Annotated in this window: 16 protein-coding genes and 2 pseudogenes; 6 read left to right on the top strand and 12 right to left on the bottom strand. The window is 56.7% G+C overall.

Annotated elements, in window-relative coordinates:
- Nucleotides 1-6 precede the first annotated feature (6 nt).
- The 5 genes from ACQUQO_RS15225 to ACQUQO_RS15205 all read right to left on the bottom strand — a co-directional run bounded on the left by ACQUQO_RS15225 (nt 7) and on the right by ACQUQO_RS15205 (nt 5,658).
- On the bottom strand, nt 7-897 hold the full coding sequence (locus tag ACQUQO_RS15225) for an FAD binding domain-containing protein (RefSeq protein WP_435079056.1): 891 nt from the start codon (nt 895-897) through the stop codon (nt 7-9).
- Nucleotides 897-3,347: a xanthine dehydrogenase family protein molybdopterin-binding subunit gene (locus ACQUQO_RS15220; protein ID WP_435079054.1), complete on the bottom strand. Its 2,451-nt coding sequence runs from the start codon at nt 3,345-3,347 to the stop codon at nt 897-899. Before ACQUQO_RS15220 ends, ACQUQO_RS15225 begins: the two co-directional genes overlap by 1 nt.
- Nucleotides 3,348-3,854 (bottom strand): (2Fe-2S)-binding protein, encoded by a 507-nt coding sequence (locus tag ACQUQO_RS15215; protein ID WP_435079051.1) that lies wholly within the window; start codon nt 3,852-3,854, stop codon nt 3,348-3,350.
- A gap of 4 nt (nt 3,855-3,858) precedes the next feature.
- Entirely contained in the window at nt 3,859-4,497 is a 639-nt protein-coding gene (locus ACQUQO_RS15210) for a CoxG family protein (protein WP_435079049.1), read from the bottom strand.
- Between the two features lie 93 nt (nt 4,498-4,590).
- A complete protein-coding gene (locus ACQUQO_RS15205; RefSeq protein ID WP_049910537.1) occupies nt 4,591-5,658 on the bottom strand; it encodes a zinc-dependent alcohol dehydrogenase family protein in 1,068 nt (355 codons plus the stop codon).
- A gap of 286 nt (nt 5,659-5,944) precedes the next feature.
- Between ACQUQO_RS15205 and ACQUQO_RS15200 the strand changes: the two genes are divergently transcribed.
- The 3 genes from ACQUQO_RS15200 to ACQUQO_RS15190 all read left to right on the top strand — a co-directional run bounded on the left by ACQUQO_RS15200 (nt 5,945) and on the right by ACQUQO_RS15190 (nt 8,869).
- Entirely contained in the window at nt 5,945-7,465 is a 1,521-nt protein-coding gene (locus ACQUQO_RS15200; RefSeq protein ID WP_160135727.1) for an aldehyde dehydrogenase family protein, read from the top strand.
- Nucleotides 7,466-7,584: 119 nt separating this feature from the next.
- Complete coding sequence (locus tag ACQUQO_RS15195; RefSeq protein WP_240145878.1) at nt 7,585-8,226, top strand: helix-turn-helix domain-containing protein; 642 nt, start codon at nt 7,585-7,587, stop codon at nt 8,224-8,226.
- 328 nt (nt 8,227-8,554) lie between these two features.
- Nucleotides 8,555-8,869 carry a hypothetical protein gene (locus ACQUQO_RS15190; protein WP_435079047.1) on the top strand — a complete coding sequence of 105 codons (315 nt, stop codon included), beginning with the start codon at nt 8,555-8,557 and terminating at the stop codon, nt 8,867-8,869.
- Between the two features lie 163 nt (nt 8,870-9,032).
- Here ACQUQO_RS15190 and ACQUQO_RS15185 read toward each other — a convergent pair whose 3' ends face one another.
- On the bottom strand, nt 9,033-10,247 hold the full coding sequence (locus ACQUQO_RS15185; protein WP_435079045.1) for an IS701 family transposase: 1,215 nt from the start codon (nt 10,245-10,247) through the stop codon (nt 9,033-9,035).
- 523 nt (nt 10,248-10,770) lie between these two features.
- Between ACQUQO_RS15185 and ACQUQO_RS15180 the strand changes: the two genes are divergently transcribed.
- Nucleotides 10,771-11,760, top strand: a complete 990-nt coding sequence (locus ACQUQO_RS15180; protein ID WP_435079043.1) for a transcription initiation factor IIB — start codon at nt 10,771-10,773, stop codon at nt 11,758-11,760.
- 60 nt (nt 11,761-11,820) lie between these two features.
- Here the strand turns inward: ACQUQO_RS15180 and ACQUQO_RS15175 are convergent, their stop codons facing one another.
- Genes ACQUQO_RS15175 through ACQUQO_RS15165 form a run of 3 tightly spaced genes read right to left on the bottom strand, consistent with a single transcriptional unit; the run spans nt 11,821 to nt 13,727 of the window.
- Nucleotides 11,821-13,053, bottom strand: coding sequence for an MFS transporter (locus tag ACQUQO_RS15175; protein WP_435079041.1), 1,233 nt, complete (start codon nt 13,051-13,053; stop codon nt 11,821-11,823).
- A gap of 22 nt (nt 13,054-13,075) precedes the next feature.
- A complete protein-coding gene (locus tag ACQUQO_RS15170) occupies nt 13,076-13,405 on the bottom strand; it encodes a hypothetical protein (protein WP_435079039.1) in 330 nt (109 codons plus the stop codon).
- A 4-nt stretch (nt 13,406-13,409) separates the two neighbouring features.
- A complete protein-coding gene (locus ACQUQO_RS15165; RefSeq protein ID WP_435079037.1) occupies nt 13,410-13,727 on the bottom strand; it encodes a helix-turn-helix transcriptional regulator in 318 nt (105 codons plus the stop codon).
- Between the two features lie 1,012 nt (nt 13,728-14,739).
- On the opposite strand from ACQUQO_RS15165, the gene ACQUQO_RS15160 reads away from it, so the two are divergent.
- Both ACQUQO_RS15160 and ACQUQO_RS15155 read left to right on the top strand, forming a co-directional pair.
- Nucleotides 14,740-15,318, top strand: a complete 579-nt coding sequence (locus tag ACQUQO_RS15160; RefSeq protein ID WP_435079036.1) for a helix-turn-helix domain-containing protein — start codon at nt 14,740-14,742, stop codon at nt 15,316-15,318.
- A 55-nt stretch (nt 15,319-15,373) separates the two neighbouring features.
- Nucleotides 15,374-15,556: pseudogene (locus tag ACQUQO_RS15155) on the top strand (RNA-guided endonuclease TnpB family protein); the annotation flags it as partial.
- On the opposite strand, the pseudogene ACQUQO_RS15150 reads toward ACQUQO_RS15155, so the two are convergent.
- The 3 genes and pseudogenes from ACQUQO_RS15150 to ACQUQO_RS15140 all read right to left on the bottom strand — a co-directional run.
- Nucleotides 15,550-15,726: pseudogene (locus tag ACQUQO_RS15150) on the bottom strand (RNA-guided endonuclease InsQ/TnpB family protein); the annotation flags it as partial. The pseudogenes ACQUQO_RS15155 and ACQUQO_RS15150 sit on opposite strands and share 7 nt — an antisense overlap.
- A gap of 36 nt (nt 15,727-15,762) precedes the next feature.
- On the bottom strand, nt 15,763-16,569 hold the full coding sequence (locus ACQUQO_RS15145) for a hypothetical protein (RefSeq protein ID WP_435079035.1): 807 nt from the start codon (nt 16,567-16,569) through the stop codon (nt 15,763-15,765).
- 204 nt (nt 16,570-16,773) lie between these two features.
- Complete coding sequence (locus ACQUQO_RS15140; protein WP_435079033.1) at nt 16,774-17,943, bottom strand: ISH3 family transposase; 1,170 nt, start codon at nt 17,941-17,943, stop codon at nt 16,774-16,776.
- Nucleotides 17,944-18,073 lie beyond the last annotated feature (130 nt).

Here is an 18,073-nt window from a genome sequence, read left to right as displayed (position 1 = left end):
CGCGGTTCAGTCGGCTGCCACAGACGCGGAACCACCGTCCATCGCCGCCGTCAGCGCTCGCTCGGTGTACACCTCCAGTAGCTGGGCCCGGAACTCGTTCGAAGCTTGCAAGTCGTCCATCATCATCGCTACGTCGAGGTCGTCGCCAGCGTGTCCAGCGGCCGCTTCGATACTATCGTCATCGAGTGAGCCACCCGCCAGAGCGTCCTCGACGGATTCGAGCCGTACTCCGTGGTCCATCACGCCGTTCGCGCCGACGCTCGCGGATTCAACAGTATCGCCGTCAGTATCGAGCAGTGCGGCGACGCCGACCATCGCGTAGCCCGAGGACGGACTCGGTTTTTTGGCATAGGTCCCGACCGCACCGTCCGCCGATGGCACCTCGATGCGCGTGAGGAGTTCGTCCGGTGCGAGGTCGGTCGCGTACATCCCGAAGAAGAAATCGTCCGCCGGAACCGACCGCTCACCATCTGGACCTTCCGCGACAAGTGTCACATTTGAGGCGAGCGCTGCACCCGGCAGGTCGGCGGCCGGGTCCGCGTGTGCGAGGTTTCCGCCAATAGTCCCTCGATTGCGAACTTGCACGTCGCCGACTTGTCGAACCGTATCGGCCAGCGCAGGTGCGTGCTCGGCCACCGCATCGGCATTGGCGATATCGCTGTACCGCGTCATCGCACCGATGGAGAGGGTATCACCATCGATCTCGACACCCTGCATCGCGTCGACGCCGCTGATATCGATGAGGACATCAGGACTCGATAATCCAGTTTTCATCGCCGGCAGAAGACTGTGCCCACCGGCAAGCAATTCCGTTTCCGCACCCGAGTACTCGTTGAGCAAGTCGAGCGCTTCTCCGACGCTTTCTGCCGTGTAGTAGTCGAACTCGTCGGGGTACATCAGTTATCGCCTCCGTTCTCTCCGCCATCCGCTGTCGCACTGTCGTTCACCGCCTGCCAGACCGCTTCGCTTGAGAGTGGCATGTCGATATGGTCAACACCAAATGGCTGGAGCGCGTCCGTGACCGCGTTCACCACGGCCTGCGGGGCCGCGATGGTGCCCGCCTCGCCGACGCCCTTCACGCCGAGCGGATTGTGTGGTGAGGGCGTCACCGTGCTATCAGTCTCCATTTCGGGGATGTGCTCGGCTTTCGGCACTGTGTAATCCTGCATCGATCCCGTCATGAGGTTGCCGTTGTCGTCGTATTCGGCCCCTTCATAAAGCGCCTGCCCGACACCCTGCGCGACGCCGCCGTGGACCTGTCCTTCGACGATTTTGGGGTTGATTTGCGGGCCAACGTCATCAACCGCGGCGTAGTTCTTGAACTCGATTTCGCCCGTCTCGGGGTCCACTTCCACGACTGCAACGTGTGTCCCGAACGGGAACACGAAGTTGTCGGGGTCGTAGAACGAGGTCTCCTCTAATCCCGGCTCCATGCCTTTTGGCATATCGTGGGCGAGGTAGGCCTGCTGGGCGATTTCTTGGATACTCATTGAGCGCTCGGGCGCACCAGCCACTGAGAACTCGCCATTCTCGAATTCGATGTCCTCCTCGCCGGCCTCCATGAGGTGGGCGGCGATTTTCTTTGCCTTTTCAACGACTTTCTGGGAACTCGTCGCTAACGCACTGCCGCCGACCGCTGCGGAGCGCGAACCATATGTCCCCATCCCTTGGGGAATCTCGTCGGTGTCGCCCTCCACGATCTCGATGTCGTCGTAGGGGATGCCCAACTCGTCGGAGACGATCTGGGCATACGTCGTTTCGTGGCCCTGCCCGTGGCCCGAGGTGCCACAAAAGGCCGTAACCGTTCCCGAGGGGTGAATTCGGACCAGCCCGGACTCCCACAGTCCTGCCTGTGCGCCGAGTTGTCCCGCGAGTTCGGAGGGTGCGAGACCACACGCCTCGATATACGAGGAAAACCCGATGCCGAGATACCGACCTTCGTCGCGGAGTTCCTCTTGCCGGTCACGGAGGTCGTCGTAATCGACCATATCGAGCGCCTTGTCGAGCGCGGGTTCGTAGTCGCCGCTGTCGTACGAGACCGCGACGGGTGTCTGGTGGGGGAAGCCGTCCTCAGGGATGAAGTTCTGTCGCCGGAACTCCGCCGGGTCCATATCCATTTCGCGCGCGCCGAGCGTTGCCAGCCGTTCGACCACGTACAGCGCCTCCGGGCGGCCTGCTCCGCGGTAGGCATCGGTCGGCGCACTGTTCGTGAAGGTCCCGATGACGTGACAGTGGATGGCCGGGATGTCGTACTGCCCCGAGAGCAGAGTGCCATAGAGATAGGTTGGAATGGCCGGCGCGAACGTCGAGAGGTACGCGCCCATGCTCGCGTAGGTCTCGACGCGCATCCCGGTAATCGTCCCCTCCTCATCCATCGCCAACTCGGCGTTCGTGACGTGGTCACGTCCATGGGTACCAGTCAGATAGCTTTCAGAACGGGTTGCGGTCCATTTGACTGGGCGGCCGGTCTCCTTCGCACACCACGAGACGAGCGCCTCGTCAGGATAGTGGGCGATTTTGTTCCCGAACCCACCGCCCACGTCGGGAGCCACGACGTGGATTTTGTGTTCGGGCACGTCCAACACGCCGGCCATCAGTTGGCGGTGGAGATGAGGATTCTGGGAAGTCATCCGAATCTCCAGTTCCTCGGTCCCCGGTTCATACTCGGCCATAGTTGCCCGTGGCTCCATCGGATTCGGAATCAGCCGCTGGTTTTCGAGGTCAACTTCGACTGTGTGGGCTGCATTCTCGAACGCCTCGTCGGTTTCGTCGGCGTTGCCGATCTCCCAGTCGAACGCCTGATTCGGCGGCACCACCTCGATTTCCTCGTCATCTTCCGTATCGGTCGGGTCCTCACTCCACTCGTGGAGTGCCGGGGCGTCCTCGGCGACGGCCTCTTTGGGGTCGGTGACGGCATCGAGGCGGTTGTAATCCACGTCGATAGCGTCGGCCGCGTCCTGTGCGAGGTAGCGCTCCTCGGCGACCACGACCGCGATGCCGTCGCCCTGATAGCGCGCACGGTCGGTCGCCAGCAGCTGATGCGAGGGCGTATTCAGGTCCGGGAGCAACCACCCAGTCGGCACCTCGCCGGGAACGTCGAGATCGGCGGCGGTGTAAACGCCGATTACTCCATCCATCTCTTCGGCCTCGCTCGTGTCGATGTCTCCGATTTCGGCGTGGCCGTACTGACTCCTGAGTACGGCCATGTGGGCCATGTCAGGCCGTTGGATGTCGTCGGTATATTCAGCCTCACCAGTAATCAGCGAGGGGTCCTCGCGACGCTCGACCGACGAGCCGAGCACCGATTCGATATCGATTTCGTCGGATTCGATTGTTTCGCTTGACATTCAGTCATCACCTCCGCCGTCCGTGGCCGTCGCCTCCGCACTCATCTCATCGGCAGCGAACTCGACCGCGTTGACGATATTCTGATAGCCCGTGCATCGACAGAGGTTGCCCTCGATGGCCTCGCGGATTTCCGCCTCGTCGGGGTCGGAGTTTCGTTCGAGGAGGTCGTTCGCCGCGAGCATCATCCCCGGCGTACAGTACCCACACTGCAGCCCGTGTTCTTTCTGGAACCCCTCCTGAATCGGGGCGTAGGTGCCATCCTCGGCAAGTCCCTCAACGGTGTCGGCCTCACTGCCGTCGGCCTGCACCGCAAGCACCGTACAGGATTTTACCGCGTCGCCGTCCAAATGGACTGTACACGCCCCGCAGGTCGAGCTTTCACAGCCGACGTTCGTGCCGGTGTAACCCAACTCGTCGCGGAGGGCGTGGACCAGCAACGTCCGCGAGTCCACTGTGAGTTCGTGGTCTGTGCCATTTACTGTAAGTTCGATATCGTGTTCTGCCATGGGTTCAGTTCGTATCGGATCGACCGAGAAGCCGGTCAACGATGCCTTGGTCTTCCGAACTTTGCTCCGCTGCCTCCTCGACCTCGCCGCCTTCGGCGATTTCGCGCTGGCGAATTTCGTCCTGCACCGACGAGAAAAACCGCTTCACGACTTGGTTCGCGGCGGGGTTGATGACGCGCTGGCCCATCTGCGCGATGCGGCCGAACACCTCGGCTTCGGCCGTCCAATCGACTTCCACCCCGTCGTCGGTCGCGTCGAGGTCCATCCACGCGGTCATCTCGAAGGAGCTATCGCCCGCTGAGCCTTCGCCGCCGGCCTCCATGTAGGGCTGGTCGCGCTCCTCGATTGTGACAACCGTCTCGAAGGTCGGATTTACCGGGCCGATGCTAATACCGATGACGCCGGCGTAGTGATTCCCCTGCTCGAACGCGCGCTCGGCGATGGTCTCTGGGTCAGAGGTCGGTTCGACATCGCGGTCCCCGTGTTCCTCGCGCAACGCGTCGAAGTCGACATCCGTGTCCTCAACTTCGACGAGAAACTGGCAGCCAGGTAGCGCGTTCTCGATCATTACCGGATCCGAGAGCGCGAGCCATACCTCCTCCGTTGTCGTATCGTTAAGTTTGAATGTTCCACTGAATTTCATAGTGTCTCACTGTCCTTGGTCCGTAATTACAAGCTATCAATCACCGATCAACCATTCCATTTAAAATGGTTTGTTTCGTGATTGTTCTATTGGTTAGCTAGTGAAGTCGGTACAGACTGGGATTCCGAGTGTGTTGAAGTCAGTCATCGCAGCCAGTTCATCTGGAACTTCGTGGATATCGATCGTCTTGTTGACGAGCGTTGCCGGGTCAAGCTTGCTTGACTCGATCATGTCCAGCATCTCACTGTAACGCGAGGGCTGGAGACCGAGCGAGCCGTGGAAATCGATCTCCTTGGAGACGAAGTCATCGACCGGCAGTGGAACCATTCCCTCTTCTTCGGAAGTGGTCAACCCGATCTGAACGTGCGTTCCTCCCTTGCGGAGGCTATTGACTGCGTTCTGACACGTCGTTTTGATACCAAGTCCGTCGGCAGAAACATCTGCTCCACCGTTAGTGATATCTTGGACTTCGCCAGCGGGATCGTCGACTTCGGAAGCGTTAACCGTAGCGACCGCACCAAGTTCTTCGGCCTTGTCGAGGTTCTCGTCTTTGAGATCCACCCCGATTACATTACCACCAAGCGCATCAGCGATGTGGACGGCTGAAAGACCGATGCCACCACACCCGTGAATTACCACGTCATCACCGGCGCTCACGGGTGCGCGATGCGCCATCGCGTGAAACGAGGTCATGAACCGGCAACCACACCCCGCAGCCGTTTCGGCGTCGATACTGTCTGGGAGCGGCACGGCGTTGACATCGGCGTGTGGGATGTGAACTTCCTCAGCGAATGCACCGGGGGCTTGGTTCATGAACCCAAGCCCAACGTGGTTCTCACAGATGTTCTCGCGACCGTTCCGGCACAGGTCACAAGTACCACACGCGAGGTTGAACGGAATTGCGATTTCTTGACCCTCTTCGACGGTTTCAACATCCTCACCGACGGAAACGATACGGGCAGTGGGTTCATGGCCAAGAACGTGTGGCGGATCAGGCCGGTATCCGAACCAGTCCCAATCTCCCTGCCAACAATGCCAATCTGATCGGCAGACACCACACCCAATGAGTTTGGCGACAGCCCCATCGGGTTCTGGTTCAGGACGGTCGACGTCCTGGACGGTCAACGGCTCCTGAAACTCCTCCAGTACTACTGCCTGCATGGCAGTTACACCCATACCCGGCCACATAATGAATGTTTTGAAAAAATACGTAGGATTTCAGCCAGTAAGATTATTTTGAAATGTAGAATCCAGTTTGAGATTATAATATCTTCATAGCAGGGCCGCTTATGAGAGATTCTAATTTGAATATCATGAATCATACTGTGTGGAATCTACATTGTCTAACACCACTTCTGAGTCTAATCGGAGATCAGGCAGGAAAGACGGTTTGTCAATATGAAATCAGAAAATCTTATGCATCAGGGTGGGTATGAGATGATAACACGTGACATCTAACTCTCAGCCGTCGGCCGAGAGTTCACAAGAGGTTATTGAGAGACATGAGCAAGCTGCACGAGAGCTGATTCAAGACCGAGAGCTTCAACTATATATCGGAGGTGAGTGGGTAGACAGTACCGGTAGCGAACTATTAGACATTTACGACCCGACCACTGGGAGAAAACTGGCGACAGCTCAGGCCGGAAATGATGCTGACATCGAACGAGCTGTTACAGCTGCGTGGCGTGGCTTCGAGACTTGGGATGATAAATCGGTAGCCCAACAACAAGTCATTCTTTCAGAGATAGCGAGCCGAATCGAAGCCCGACAGGAAGAGTTCGCAAGACTTGATGCACTTGATAACGGCAAACCATTAGTAGAAGCCCGAGATGACATTGATCTTGTTGTAGATCATTTTCGGTATTTTGCAGGCGCGGCCCGGACGTTGGAAGGAACAACTATCCCCGCAGAAGATGACCAACACATAGAGACGGTTCGGGAGCCGTATGGCGTCGTCGGCCAAATAATTCCTTGGAACTTCCCACTATTGATGGCCGCATGGAAGCTTGCGCCAGCTCTGGCAGCAGGAAATGCTGTAGTGTTGAAACCTGCCGAAGAAACCCCATTATCGTTAGTTGAATTCATCCGCGAAATCGATGATCTCATTCCAGATGGACTACTGAATATTGTCACTGGCTACGGTCCCGAGGCTGGTGCATCGCTCGTTGAACACCCGCGCGTGCGCAAGATTGCGTTCACCGGATCAACGGAGGTCGGTCGCGGCGTGATGAAGGGAGCAGCGAATACCCTCAAGGACATCTCCTTGGAATTGGGTGGCAAAAGTCCACTTATCATTTTCCCAGACGCGGCTCTCGATCGAGCGGTTGAGGTCGCCATCGACGCGATGTTCTACAACGCTGGGGAGTGTTGCTGTGCGGGGACACGGTTGTTTGTCCATGAATCACTATGTGATGAATTCACACAAAAATTCGCCGACGCTGCGGATGATATCGTCCTTGGCGATCCTTTGCTTGAAAAAACTGAAATGGGTCCGAAAATATCGCCAAGGCAGGTTCAAAGAACTGAACGATATATTCATCTTGCCGAAGAGGTTGGTGGTCAAATTGTCACTGGTGACAAACAACTTGGGGAAGGGCGACTCGCTGGCGGATACTTTGTTGTTCCAACGGTTGTTGAGGGTGCACCGCATAGAACGCGCGTTGCCCAAGAAGAAATTTTCGGCCCAGTAGAGCTTGTGTTCGAATGGAGCGACTATGATAATCTAATAGATCGAGTCAACGATGTCAGCTTTGGTCTCGCTGCTGGCATCGTTTCTGAAAATATTTCCACTACTCGGCGTGCTGCTCGCGATATTGAGGCTGGGAACATCTGGGTAAATCAATATAACGAATTCCCAGCTGGCCAGCCATTCGGTGGGTACAAACAATCCGGTATCGGTCGGGAAATAGGCAAAGAGACAATCAAGGCATACACACAGACAAAGACGCTAAATTTCAAAATCGATTAAGATGTCATCTTCTAGTATTGATATCTAAATCAACTACAAATCAATAAGATGCCAGACGCATGCTTCGAATTTTGAGAAAGGTTTTTAAGTACGCTCTCACACTATAAGGATGATAACCGATGGGTGTTTCAGAGAATTCATTTGATGATGATCTCACACCCAGAGATATCGTCCTCCTCAAAGCAAGAATTGAAAATCCAACTGTATCAGTGCGAAAAATTCGCGATATACTTGAGGACGAATACGGAATCTCGCTATCACACAATCGCGTAAATGAACTCCTCCATGAGATGGAGACGGACGAGGTATTACAGACGCAAGTAGTGCCTAATGTAGAGCTTTTTGACTATTATCTCTTCCGTATTGCGTTCCATTACCCAAATTTCGAGGAACAATGGGAAAAATGCTATTGGGAATTGAGCGAAGACCCACATGTGGTGTTTTTCACTAATGCTGACGACTACTACCACTGGATCCTTATTACCCAGTTTCACGACGACCGCGGAGCCGAGCAATGGATGCACCACTTCTTCAAGAATCACGGCGATCTAATTGCGCAGTTTGATAACACCAAGCTGCCCTCAATACACAAATTCTATACCTCCGGTGATGTTCTCAACGAGCGACTGTGGGAAACCGAAGAAGGTCGTGAATACCTCCAGAATTCCCGCGACAAAGGCGAGAACAGTGACTCTGCTTTAGTTGAACACGAAGACAACTCTCCCCAAACAATTTCGCCCTGGGAAGAGAAAACCGACTAACGCGCTACGGCACTATTAGATTGAGACCTCCAGTCCGAGTGCTTTGACTGGTGGTCATTTTTCTAATATCTTGTGGCTTCGATTCAACGCTGATGTCGGCTAGGTCGATTTGTCATGCACAGCCTCCCTATTCATTCCAATGTGCTCTCGTATGTACTAAATGAAGGGCAATCGCCATCAGTTCATAATCTCGGTATCAGACCCTCGCAGTGCGAACTAAAGTGGCGTGAAACAGCGCCGCCGCTCACGAATCGGGCGAATACGGGAGAGATCGGCGTCAGTCGGGTGGGTCGACGCCGAGCGCGGACTCGTCGGACTGTTCCTACTCATGGCCGTGCTGATGCCGATATTCGGATCCGTGAACGGCTGGACACTGTTCGCCGTCGCAGGCCTCTTCGGGCTCGTCGTCTTCGTGTTCCCGCCGCTGTTGCAGTCGCTGGTGGCCGAGTACTCACCGGAGACGAATCCCGGGGTCGGGTACGGACTCACGTCGGCGGGAAACTTTGCGTTCGGCGGATTCGTCGGAACGTTGTTCGCAGGATGGCTGGTGACGACCAGCGACTATCCCACAATGTTCACTGGCCTCGCCGTGTTTCCGCTGGCCGGGGTCGCCATCATCACCGCATTTCTAGTCTGGAAATGAGAACAGCGAACGCCAATCGCTGGGATCGCTCTGCGTTAGGCGGGTGGCCGTTCCGCCAGTGTGCGGACTACCAATACCGAGGCGGCTATCATGATAGCCAGCCAGTGAACGTGTGAATTATCAGGATTTTGGCCAGACTATAATTGAACTCGGCTCTGCACGTTCATAAACTGCCCTCAGAATGGAGGAAGAGGTGGTCGATCTCTTCCATCAGTCCGTCGAGATCGTGGTCTGGCTGGCCGCGCACCCACGAAAACATGTTGTAGATTGTCTCTTTGAGGCCGTGTTCGAGCTGCGCTCGGAGCGACGAGGCTTTCGAGACGAGTCGCTCCGAGACGCTCGATTCGGGACCAAGGCGAAGAAGGCTGTAGGTCAGCATCTGAAGGTGCCAGTGGCGACTGGCACCGTCAGAATCACGCACCTCGCAGCCTCCAAGGCCGAGATCCTGCTTCGAGTCCTCGAAGAATGTCTCGATTCGCCACCGGTACGAATAACCCCGAATGAGATGGCCAGAGGGAGCGTCGATCTTGTTCGTTGCGAGGTACTTGACCGGGTTGTCTTCGTCCTCGTCAGTGACTTTCTCGGCGATTACCAGTCGTACCTCACCTAACTGCGAGATCGGTAGCGTCTTCGTCCAGATCTTGTACGTTTCCTCGTTGATCTCTCGCTCTACTTTGTCGATGCGCTCTTCCAGCGCATCGACGCGCATCTCCTCGTTATCGAAGGTCACCTGCCGGTTGCTCCGTAGTGGTCCGATCCAGTCCTTGCCGTAGGATTCGACGTGCTTGATCAGGTCCGAGTCGTGGGCGAACCACGAGTCGAAGAGGTAGGTGTCCGCAGGTACACCTACCTCTTCTTCCAGTTCTGTGACGATCTCTCGGGAAAGATCGTACTTCGTCTCCTCGTCGTCCTGGTCTTCGTCGTCAGCTTTCTCGTACTGGCGAAATGCGAGTGGATAGGAGGTTTTGTCGTCAGTGTAGAATGCGTAGACGAGGTCCTGTCCCCAGACGGGTTCTCCTTCGGTGTGATCGTAGAACTCTCCAGCACCGGGAAGTTCCTTCCCGGTTCGCTGGAACACCGAGTCGTCGATGACGATGTAGCCGTCCTGTGACCAGCGCGTCTCGCCGTGTTTTTGCAACTCCTCTAATCGCTCGTGGTTGAGTTGATCTTCGTTCCAGTCGTACTTAGTGAGGAACTTGTTGAGTGCTCGGTCGCCTTGGGCCGGAAGAACTTCACGTGCGATCCCGGTCACGGTCTTGCTGCGGGCCGCAGCAAGACCTGTCACGTACGTTTTGGCGTGATGAGTCTGATGATACGACAGCGAGTCGAACTCGTCCAGTGGATCGGTACAGGATAGGAAGTCCGTAATCGGAAGCATCGGCCGTCACTGCCGTCTACATCGCGCTCCTACTTAAACGTGCAGAGCCGAGATTGAAGTTAGGAAGATATATTTCTCATGCACGATTGGTATCGAAATCAATACCGACACCTAAATTTCGCAGGGAGCTGTGCATAACGAATGGAGCTAGCCGACTTCTGGTGATGTGTGGGCTCCGAAAATTAGTGCCAATTCCTAGAGATGCGTGTGTGGTCGCTGGCTCATTCTCAGCCGATGTCGGGGTTGTAGGATAACTCCGACACGCTCGCTCACCCGGCCGCCGTTCAGATGCTTTCGCGTCGATTCTTTTCTGGTTCAGTTGGATATCTGATGTGAGGATGTCGGGGTTGTCCAAGCAACGGCGACACCACTGTGCAGCGAATGCATCGAGAGACCACAGTTCCAGAAGTGCTGGCTCACCAGCGCGAAGTACCCGACCGTCGCCGGCCATGCTACACCGAGTTTTATGCCACTGAGCGAACAAGCCATTGAATAGCAAATTCAATCTCCCTGGAAACCGCCCATGGTCGACACCACACAAACCGAACGCGAGGAAAGCGAAGACAGGACGGAGACACTTGAAGCCGAACGCACCACCGAGCAGACACCCACCGTCTGTCCGGAGTGTGACGGTCGTCTCGAACACGATCACGAGCACGGCGAGACCGCCTGCGTCGAGTGTGGTGTTGTCGTTGAGGAGAACGAGATCGATCATGGTCCCGAGTGGCGAGCTCATACGGCCGACGAACGCGAGCAGCGCTCGCGCGTCGGCTCACCCACGACGAAACTGCTCCACGATGAGGGTGTGTCGACCGAGATCGGTTGGCGCAACGAGGACGCCTCTGGGAATAGCTTGTCGAGCCGCCAGCGCGAGAAGATGAACCGGCTTCGGACGTGGCACACCCGCTCGCAGACCGCCGACGCCCAAGAGCGCAACCTCAAGCACGCCCTCGGTGAAATCGAGCGGATGGCGAGCGCTCTCGGTCTCCCGCAATCGACCCGTGAAACTGCGAGCGTGATCTATCGCCGGGCGCTTGACGAAGACTTGCTGCGTGGGCGCTCCATCGAGGGAATGAGCACCGCTGCGGTGTACGCCGCCGCGCGACAGGCCGGTATCCCCCGCTCGCTCGATGAAGTCACTGCTGTCTCTCACATCGAACAGCTCCGGATCACACGAGCGTATCGTCACCTTGCCCACGAGCTAGGACTCAAAATCGCGCCTGCGGACCCGCTGGACTATATTCCTCGGTTCGCCTCGGAGCTTGATCTGTCTGCAGAGGCTACACAACGCAGTCGTGACCTACTCACAACGGTGATCGAAACCGACGAAAGCTATCTGAGCGGGAAGAATCCCGTTGGGCTCGCAGCTGCTGCGGTCTACGCTGGAGCATTGCTCACCAACGAGAAAGTCACTCAGCCAGCCGTTGGCGAAGTGGCCGATATCTCGACGGTTACCATCCGCAACCGATACCAAGACCTGCTCGAAATCGGCGAAGATCTACAGGTCTCGTGAGCCAACTTGATGGTGACGGGGAGGAGGGATTCTATGTGGTTCCGAAACCTGAAATGCGAATCATTCAGGGCTGGCTCGAATGAACAGATATGCACTGAATCCTCCACCGAGCACGGCGAAAACGGCCAGCAACGCGAACAGAACCAACGGTGAGAAGTAAGTGAGAACCGCTCCGGCGAGCGAGGCGGCGAGTGCTCCGATACCGAAGTCGCCAAGATAGGTGAATCCATACGAGAGACCACGGGCCGCGGGCGGGGTGTATTCGGCGACGGACGCCTGATAGAACGGCTGGATATAGAAAAGAACGAACCCAAATACGGCAGACAGCACGAGAAACGGCCCGAGACCGGCGTTCGCCGCGGGGAGATAGCCAATAGCGAGCAATGCCAGCGCGATAAAGCCGGTGATGAGACCGGCTTCAACAGGAACCCGATCAGTGAGTTTCCCGCCGATGTATTGGCCGAGTATTCCCATGGCGAGCAGACCAGCGAAGACGTAATTGCCCGGTTCGAACGTCGCTCCAAAGGCCTGAATCGGCTGGATTGCACTGAATCCAGCGAATAGTTGCGGTAGGAACGTGAGCGAGCCACGGTAGTAGAGTCCGTAGCTCATTACCATTCCAAACACGATGATGAACGCGCTCGCGAACAGGAGCTTCGAGGATTCAATGAACTCGTCCATCGATTCTACGCCCGTGTTGGCCTGTCCGCCGTCGGGGGTTGCACTGACGGCCGCAGTCTCATCGATATCGATACGTGCGGCGAGTATGGCTCCCGCGAGCGCCGGCAGTGCAAGTACGAGCGCCACAAGTCGCCATTCGTCACTGAATACAACCAGGAGGAGCGTTGCCAGCAGCGGACCGACGGCGGTACCGATGTTCCCTGATATTCCGTGATAGGCAAAAACGTCGCCGCGGGTGTTCGCCCCTTTCGTGATGAGCGTCAATCCTGCTGGATGGTGGACGCTTGCCGCGGCTCCCCAGATAGCGAGCACGACTGCCAGCAAGGGTAGATTCGGCGCAGCACTCACCCCGACGAAAGCGATTCCCATGCCGACAAGACAGCCGACCAACAGCGGCTGTGAACCAATGCGGTCAGCGAGGATTCCCGAGGGAAGCGAGCCAATGCCATACAGTGCGAGACCGACGGTGACAGTGCCGCCTACGAACGCCGCCGTCGCGTCGAACTGTGCTAGCCAGACCGGGATGAAAATTGGGATGGCGAACTCGTAGGTGTGCACCAACGAGTGCGAAAGCACTACGAGACTGGTGATCGCCCGGTCGTTGTGATCCATACTCTCTATCGACGTGAGCCGCTCACTTCACACCCAGATATGCGGCTGCTTGCTGTGCAATCGTTTCAGTGGTTTCAGGGGTCAATTGGCCTTCTTCGGCCTGTATATCGGCATGACGAATGCTCGTGATCGTCCATGGATTTACGTAGCTCTCCTGTGGGAGGCCGCCGGTTGTGAAGTCCTCATCGGTCAGTGGGAGCGCTACCGAGCGGCGAGTCGTTGTTACTGCAGCATAGAGCGCCTCCTCATCGCTGAATGGATGGTCGTCGTCGCTGAGACAGATCAACGGCCGGTACTCATGTGGACCAAAGAGATCGGGACCTTTCACGACGGTCCCGCGCGTATAGCTCACTCAATCACTCCTCGCCGTAGTAATCGTCGTTCGTTGACGCCGAACTGGCGTTCCGTTGCGCAGCGTAGGAAGCGAGACGGTCGTCTTCGGCAATTGCCCAGTATCGGCCTCGGTGGCGAACAAGGCCACGGTCAGCGAGCCGCGACAGTACCGCACCGACACTTCCGCGTTTGATGTCCGTCGCGTTGTGGATTTCGGTCTGTGTAAACGCTTTGTCGTCATTCTCGGCGAGGAATTGGAGGATACGGTGTGGTTGTGTGCCTGCTTGAAGGTCGAGAACTTCAGTTGGTTCTTCATTGAGCTGGTCAACGCTGATTGGCATATGTAATAGAATGCAATGGACCGTAATAAGCCTGTGGCTGTCTTCGAGCAACGGCTGTGGTCTTCTAATCTGTCTTTGGGCGGACCTCGCTCTCACTTGGCTTGGAGGCTGACTCTCGCATATAGTGTCATTTGGAAGCCGATTTTTGCGAACGAGGAAACGCACGCATGCCCGTACGGAGAGGGCCTCAGGGAGTGCTTTCGGAGTTGTTGCCATGATACTGCAGCGAGGAGCTTTACAATTGCTCTGGCGCTACCTCTCATATGGCTGGACTGATACAGCGAACCGCAACAGCAATCGACGATATGTGGCAGGCGATTTGGGGCGACGCCAGCAGAGGTGAGAGGATCATCATCGCGATTTTTCTCATTGTCACTGGGTTAGCTATCCCGGTAGTTCCGATCGTCTGGATCGCGCGTCTCATTGCGAACTGATTGGGTATGGTGGTCAAGCGTGTTGACCGTCTTGACGTTACACTCTTTAGACCAGTCGAGAATTGCGGTGAGAACGAGAGTCGGGATCTGGGAAAGCGTACTCGGGATTAGAGAGCTAAGGACGAGTAAAAAATGTATAATACAAGACAAATACACAATTCCACCTAATCTACAAATGACATATATTAATTATTACTGGACTCACAAGCAGATACAGTACCTTGCAAAGCGCAGCGCCTCTGTCTAAGCTGAATGCAGCGTTGTTTGATTGACGGTGGAGAGGTTTGACATCTCGCCACAATCGGCAGTGGAACGTCGCCGACTGCGACAGGTCGATGGTCTCGGTGTCGAACCGCTCTCCCCAGCAGTTGTTCGGTACCGCTTTCTCCACTGAACTCACGTCTCAAAAACAGTCAATCGAGAAGCTTTGTGAGGTACTGAGTTTACCAGGTATCTGCAAACCACGTCATCGAACGGGGAAGCCCGTCCTCAACGAGTGCGTCAGCGCGAAGTAGGGCGGGAGCAGTCACCAGTACCAAGTATCGAAGTGCATAGAGAAATTGGTAGACATCGCAACCATGACTGAGGATAGGCACGACGAACGAAGTAGTCACGATGCGACCGAGAGTCGGTTAGTGGACGATGGTATTGCGACACGCCCAGTTATCGACCGCCCCTCAGAGTTCTGTATTCCGAAAGGCGACGATCTTCGAGCAATGCGGGTGGGACTGGACCTGACGCTGGAGGAGGCGGGTAGTCTCGTTGGTATTGCTGCAAGCCACCTTTCGTTATGGGAAAACGAACAAAGCGTACCCCGTCTAAATTCGCTGCGTCAGCTCGTTGGTGCATATCGTGCACAATGGCCCCACGGCGATCTCGTGGTCTGTGAGAACGAGACAGGATACGAGATCGCTGATGACCATTCAGTGTACTCACCACACAAATTTCTTTCACCAGCGCCTGCTGACCTCAGAGCGATTCGTGACCGATTCTCACTGTCTAGAGCCGAGGCTGCGGCAGGTGCATATCTTCACCCTGATCAGCTTCAAGAGTGGGAACAAGAGCGTACTGACCCAGAAATCACATCCGTTCGAAAGTTACTCGATTTTTATAAAACTCACTCTCGTCAGATAGGCCAAGAAATCGATAAGATTTGATATCTTCCCACCCTGAAGGGGCGAGATTCCCCGCTGCCGTTGGGATGTTACTTTCGGCAAAGAGGCACGACACGTCCGGCGTAAGTTTCGTTCCCTACGCAATTCGTTTTCCGAAGCGGGTGCGCTTCGCGCACGTAACCGCGTAGATAACAAAGAATATCGGCGTATCCGTGACCTCAATCACACCCTCTCGAGACGACTTGTGGAGTTCGCCGCACAGTTCGACAACCCACTGATCTGTGCGTCGTGCTTGAAGCCAGCCGTCTTGAACGACACCGTAGAGCGTAGGTGTGAACCGCCGCGTTTGCGGTAGCCGGGCGGTCGGGCACGACTATCGCTATTCCGACGCTTTGCGAACCAGCCGGTGAACGCTTCAGCGAGTTCGGCGAGAACGCGCTGACTGGATTGAAAAAGCGTTCGGGTCACCTACTGACGCCCCACGTGCTATCTCGTACTCTCCTCAATATCTGGGGACGGCTCCACCTCAGGCTGAAACCATAAACGCGCTCGAAGCGCTTCGGCGTCGCGTTTCGTTTCCCGATACGCTTCGGGCGAGGCTGCCCATTTGTACTCGACGCCCTCGACAGGTGGACCGATCCAGTCAAGCCATGCAGCAGTTTGTTTCGGTGGTAGCTGGACGCCCTGTCCCGCTCGTGTTGGTTCGAACCCGGCACTCTCGAACAGCGCAATCACGCGGCCGGCCCGGTCGTCAGCTTCCGCCGAGAAGTACGCCTGTCGAGTGCTTGCGTACGTGGGATTCGACCAGCCGAGCGAGCCGGCTGTCGCGTGCCACGCTCGTCCTGCTCGCGGCGTGAGTCGGCCTGTTGGAAGGTTTTCGGGCGCGGGCAGACGGCGCTCGCCGCTTTCGTCGTACCATGACCGAAAGCGAGTGAGTGCCGGGTGGGCATGTGTCCGCACTTTGTATTGTTGCGCCGGCGTGGTTCGATTTCGATTGTCACGCGAGCCGTCAAGGAAGGTTATCGTTGCAGCGAGCCAGCCGAATTCTCGAAAGACCCACACAGCGAACGGCCGCCACTGCGTCGAGAGATGGAAGTGCTTGTTCGCCCCGTTGCCGCCGACATAGCCGTTCCCGAGAAACAACCCCGTAACGAGTTCGCGCTGACCACGAGTAACGGTCGGTGGGCCACACGCCCCGCGCCAGTGCATCGACAGGCGCTGGAACTGCTCACCACAGTTGGGACAGATCCCTTGGTGGGCGATTTTCTGGCGATGCTGGCGGTCGGGACTCACATCTCAGTCGATTATTCTCAGTACCTCACAAAGCTCGTCGGCTGACTGCTTCTGAGATGTGAGTTCGGTAGAGAAGTCGGCACCAAGCAACTGCTGAGAAGGATGGTTCGACACCGAGGGCATCGAACTTGTCGCAGTCGGCGGCGGAACGCCGCCGACGCGACGGTGTTGTCACTCACCGAGCGGGCGGTCCCGGTCGGTGGGTCAGCGCTCGAAGCGGTCGTCCGGAGGCTTGTTTGCGGGGACGGCGCGACGCACCGCGAGCGCCGTCTCCGCTGCTCTCCGTACCATCCCGAGGAACTCGTCGAATCGCCATGACCAGAGGCGTCGCGCGCCTCGGCGCGGCGACGCCACGTACTCCCAGTGAAGATACCGCCACGCATTCTGAAGAAGGAAGCTGATCAGCACGTACAGAAACCGCACTGCCGGATTCTGTGTCGTCGTCATCGCAATACTTCGTTCGGACAAACGGTAGGTCGATTCAATCCCGAAGCGTCGGCTGTAGTACTTCCGAGCCTGGCGAGGTGTGTCGATGAACGGCGCGTCGACGGCGTAGCCGTGACGCGCCACGCCTTCCTCGCCGTACTTTCCTTGCTGGTACGTACAGTCGATGTAGACCGGGAAATCGACGGTCCACGTGTGACCGTCGATTTCCCCTCGGAGGTCGTGGTCGATTACGCGGCTCCAGCCTTCACTCAGTTCAGTTTGGATCTTCTCGCCCCACTTCACGATCGGCATGACGTACGCGTAGTTGTGGGCGGCGAGCAGCGTCAAACAGTACGTATCGTAGAACTCGCGGTCAAGGTAGACGGCCTTGACTTCGAGGTCAAGGCCTTCGAGCACGCCGAGCAGTTCCGCGAGGATCGAGCTGGCGGTGTCGCCGTCGGTGAGACGGCGCACCGCCAGCGTGTAGCGTTTGTTGCGCACCCGTGCGTAGAGTGTGGCATAGCCGTGGAACGTCGTCGTTCCGGCTTTGGCGAGTGACTCGTAGAGTTCCTCCTCAGAGTCGTACTCCTCGCCGTAGTACGGACGGAGGTGGAGGTCGGCGACGACCTCCACCGGCCGATCCGGGAGAAGTTCGAGGATATCCTGCTGGATGAGTGTCTTGCCGACTCGTTCGAGCTCTTCGAGCTCGAACTTCGTCCGGAGGTGGTGGAGAATCGTATTGCCGTGGGGTGAGTCCTCTGAAATCTCGCAAAGGTGACTGACCGAGTCCTCGTCGGCTGTTGCGCCGACGAGGACGTCCCAGATGTCCTCGGAGTCGATATCGGCGTTCTCGCCGAGGCCGATATCGATCTCCTCGTCAAGGGTGTTGACGAGGAAGTTAAGCACCTGCTCTTCGGTGAGTTCATTGGCTGCTTGGTTTGGCTGCATCAACCGACCAAGCAGCCCGTTCACCTAACTCGCTTTGTGAGGTACTGAGTCTCTATACTCACGGACACAAATACGTGAAGAGATTCGGTGGTTCGATAGAATCGAGTGCAGCGAGAGCAGCGTCTCGAAG

Source organism: Halococcus sp. AFM35 (assembly GCF_051195015.1).
GTDB lineage: Archaea > Halobacteriota > Halobacteria > Halobacteriales > Halococcaceae > Halococcus.
This window is presented reverse-complemented; position numbering and strand designations above follow the sequence as displayed.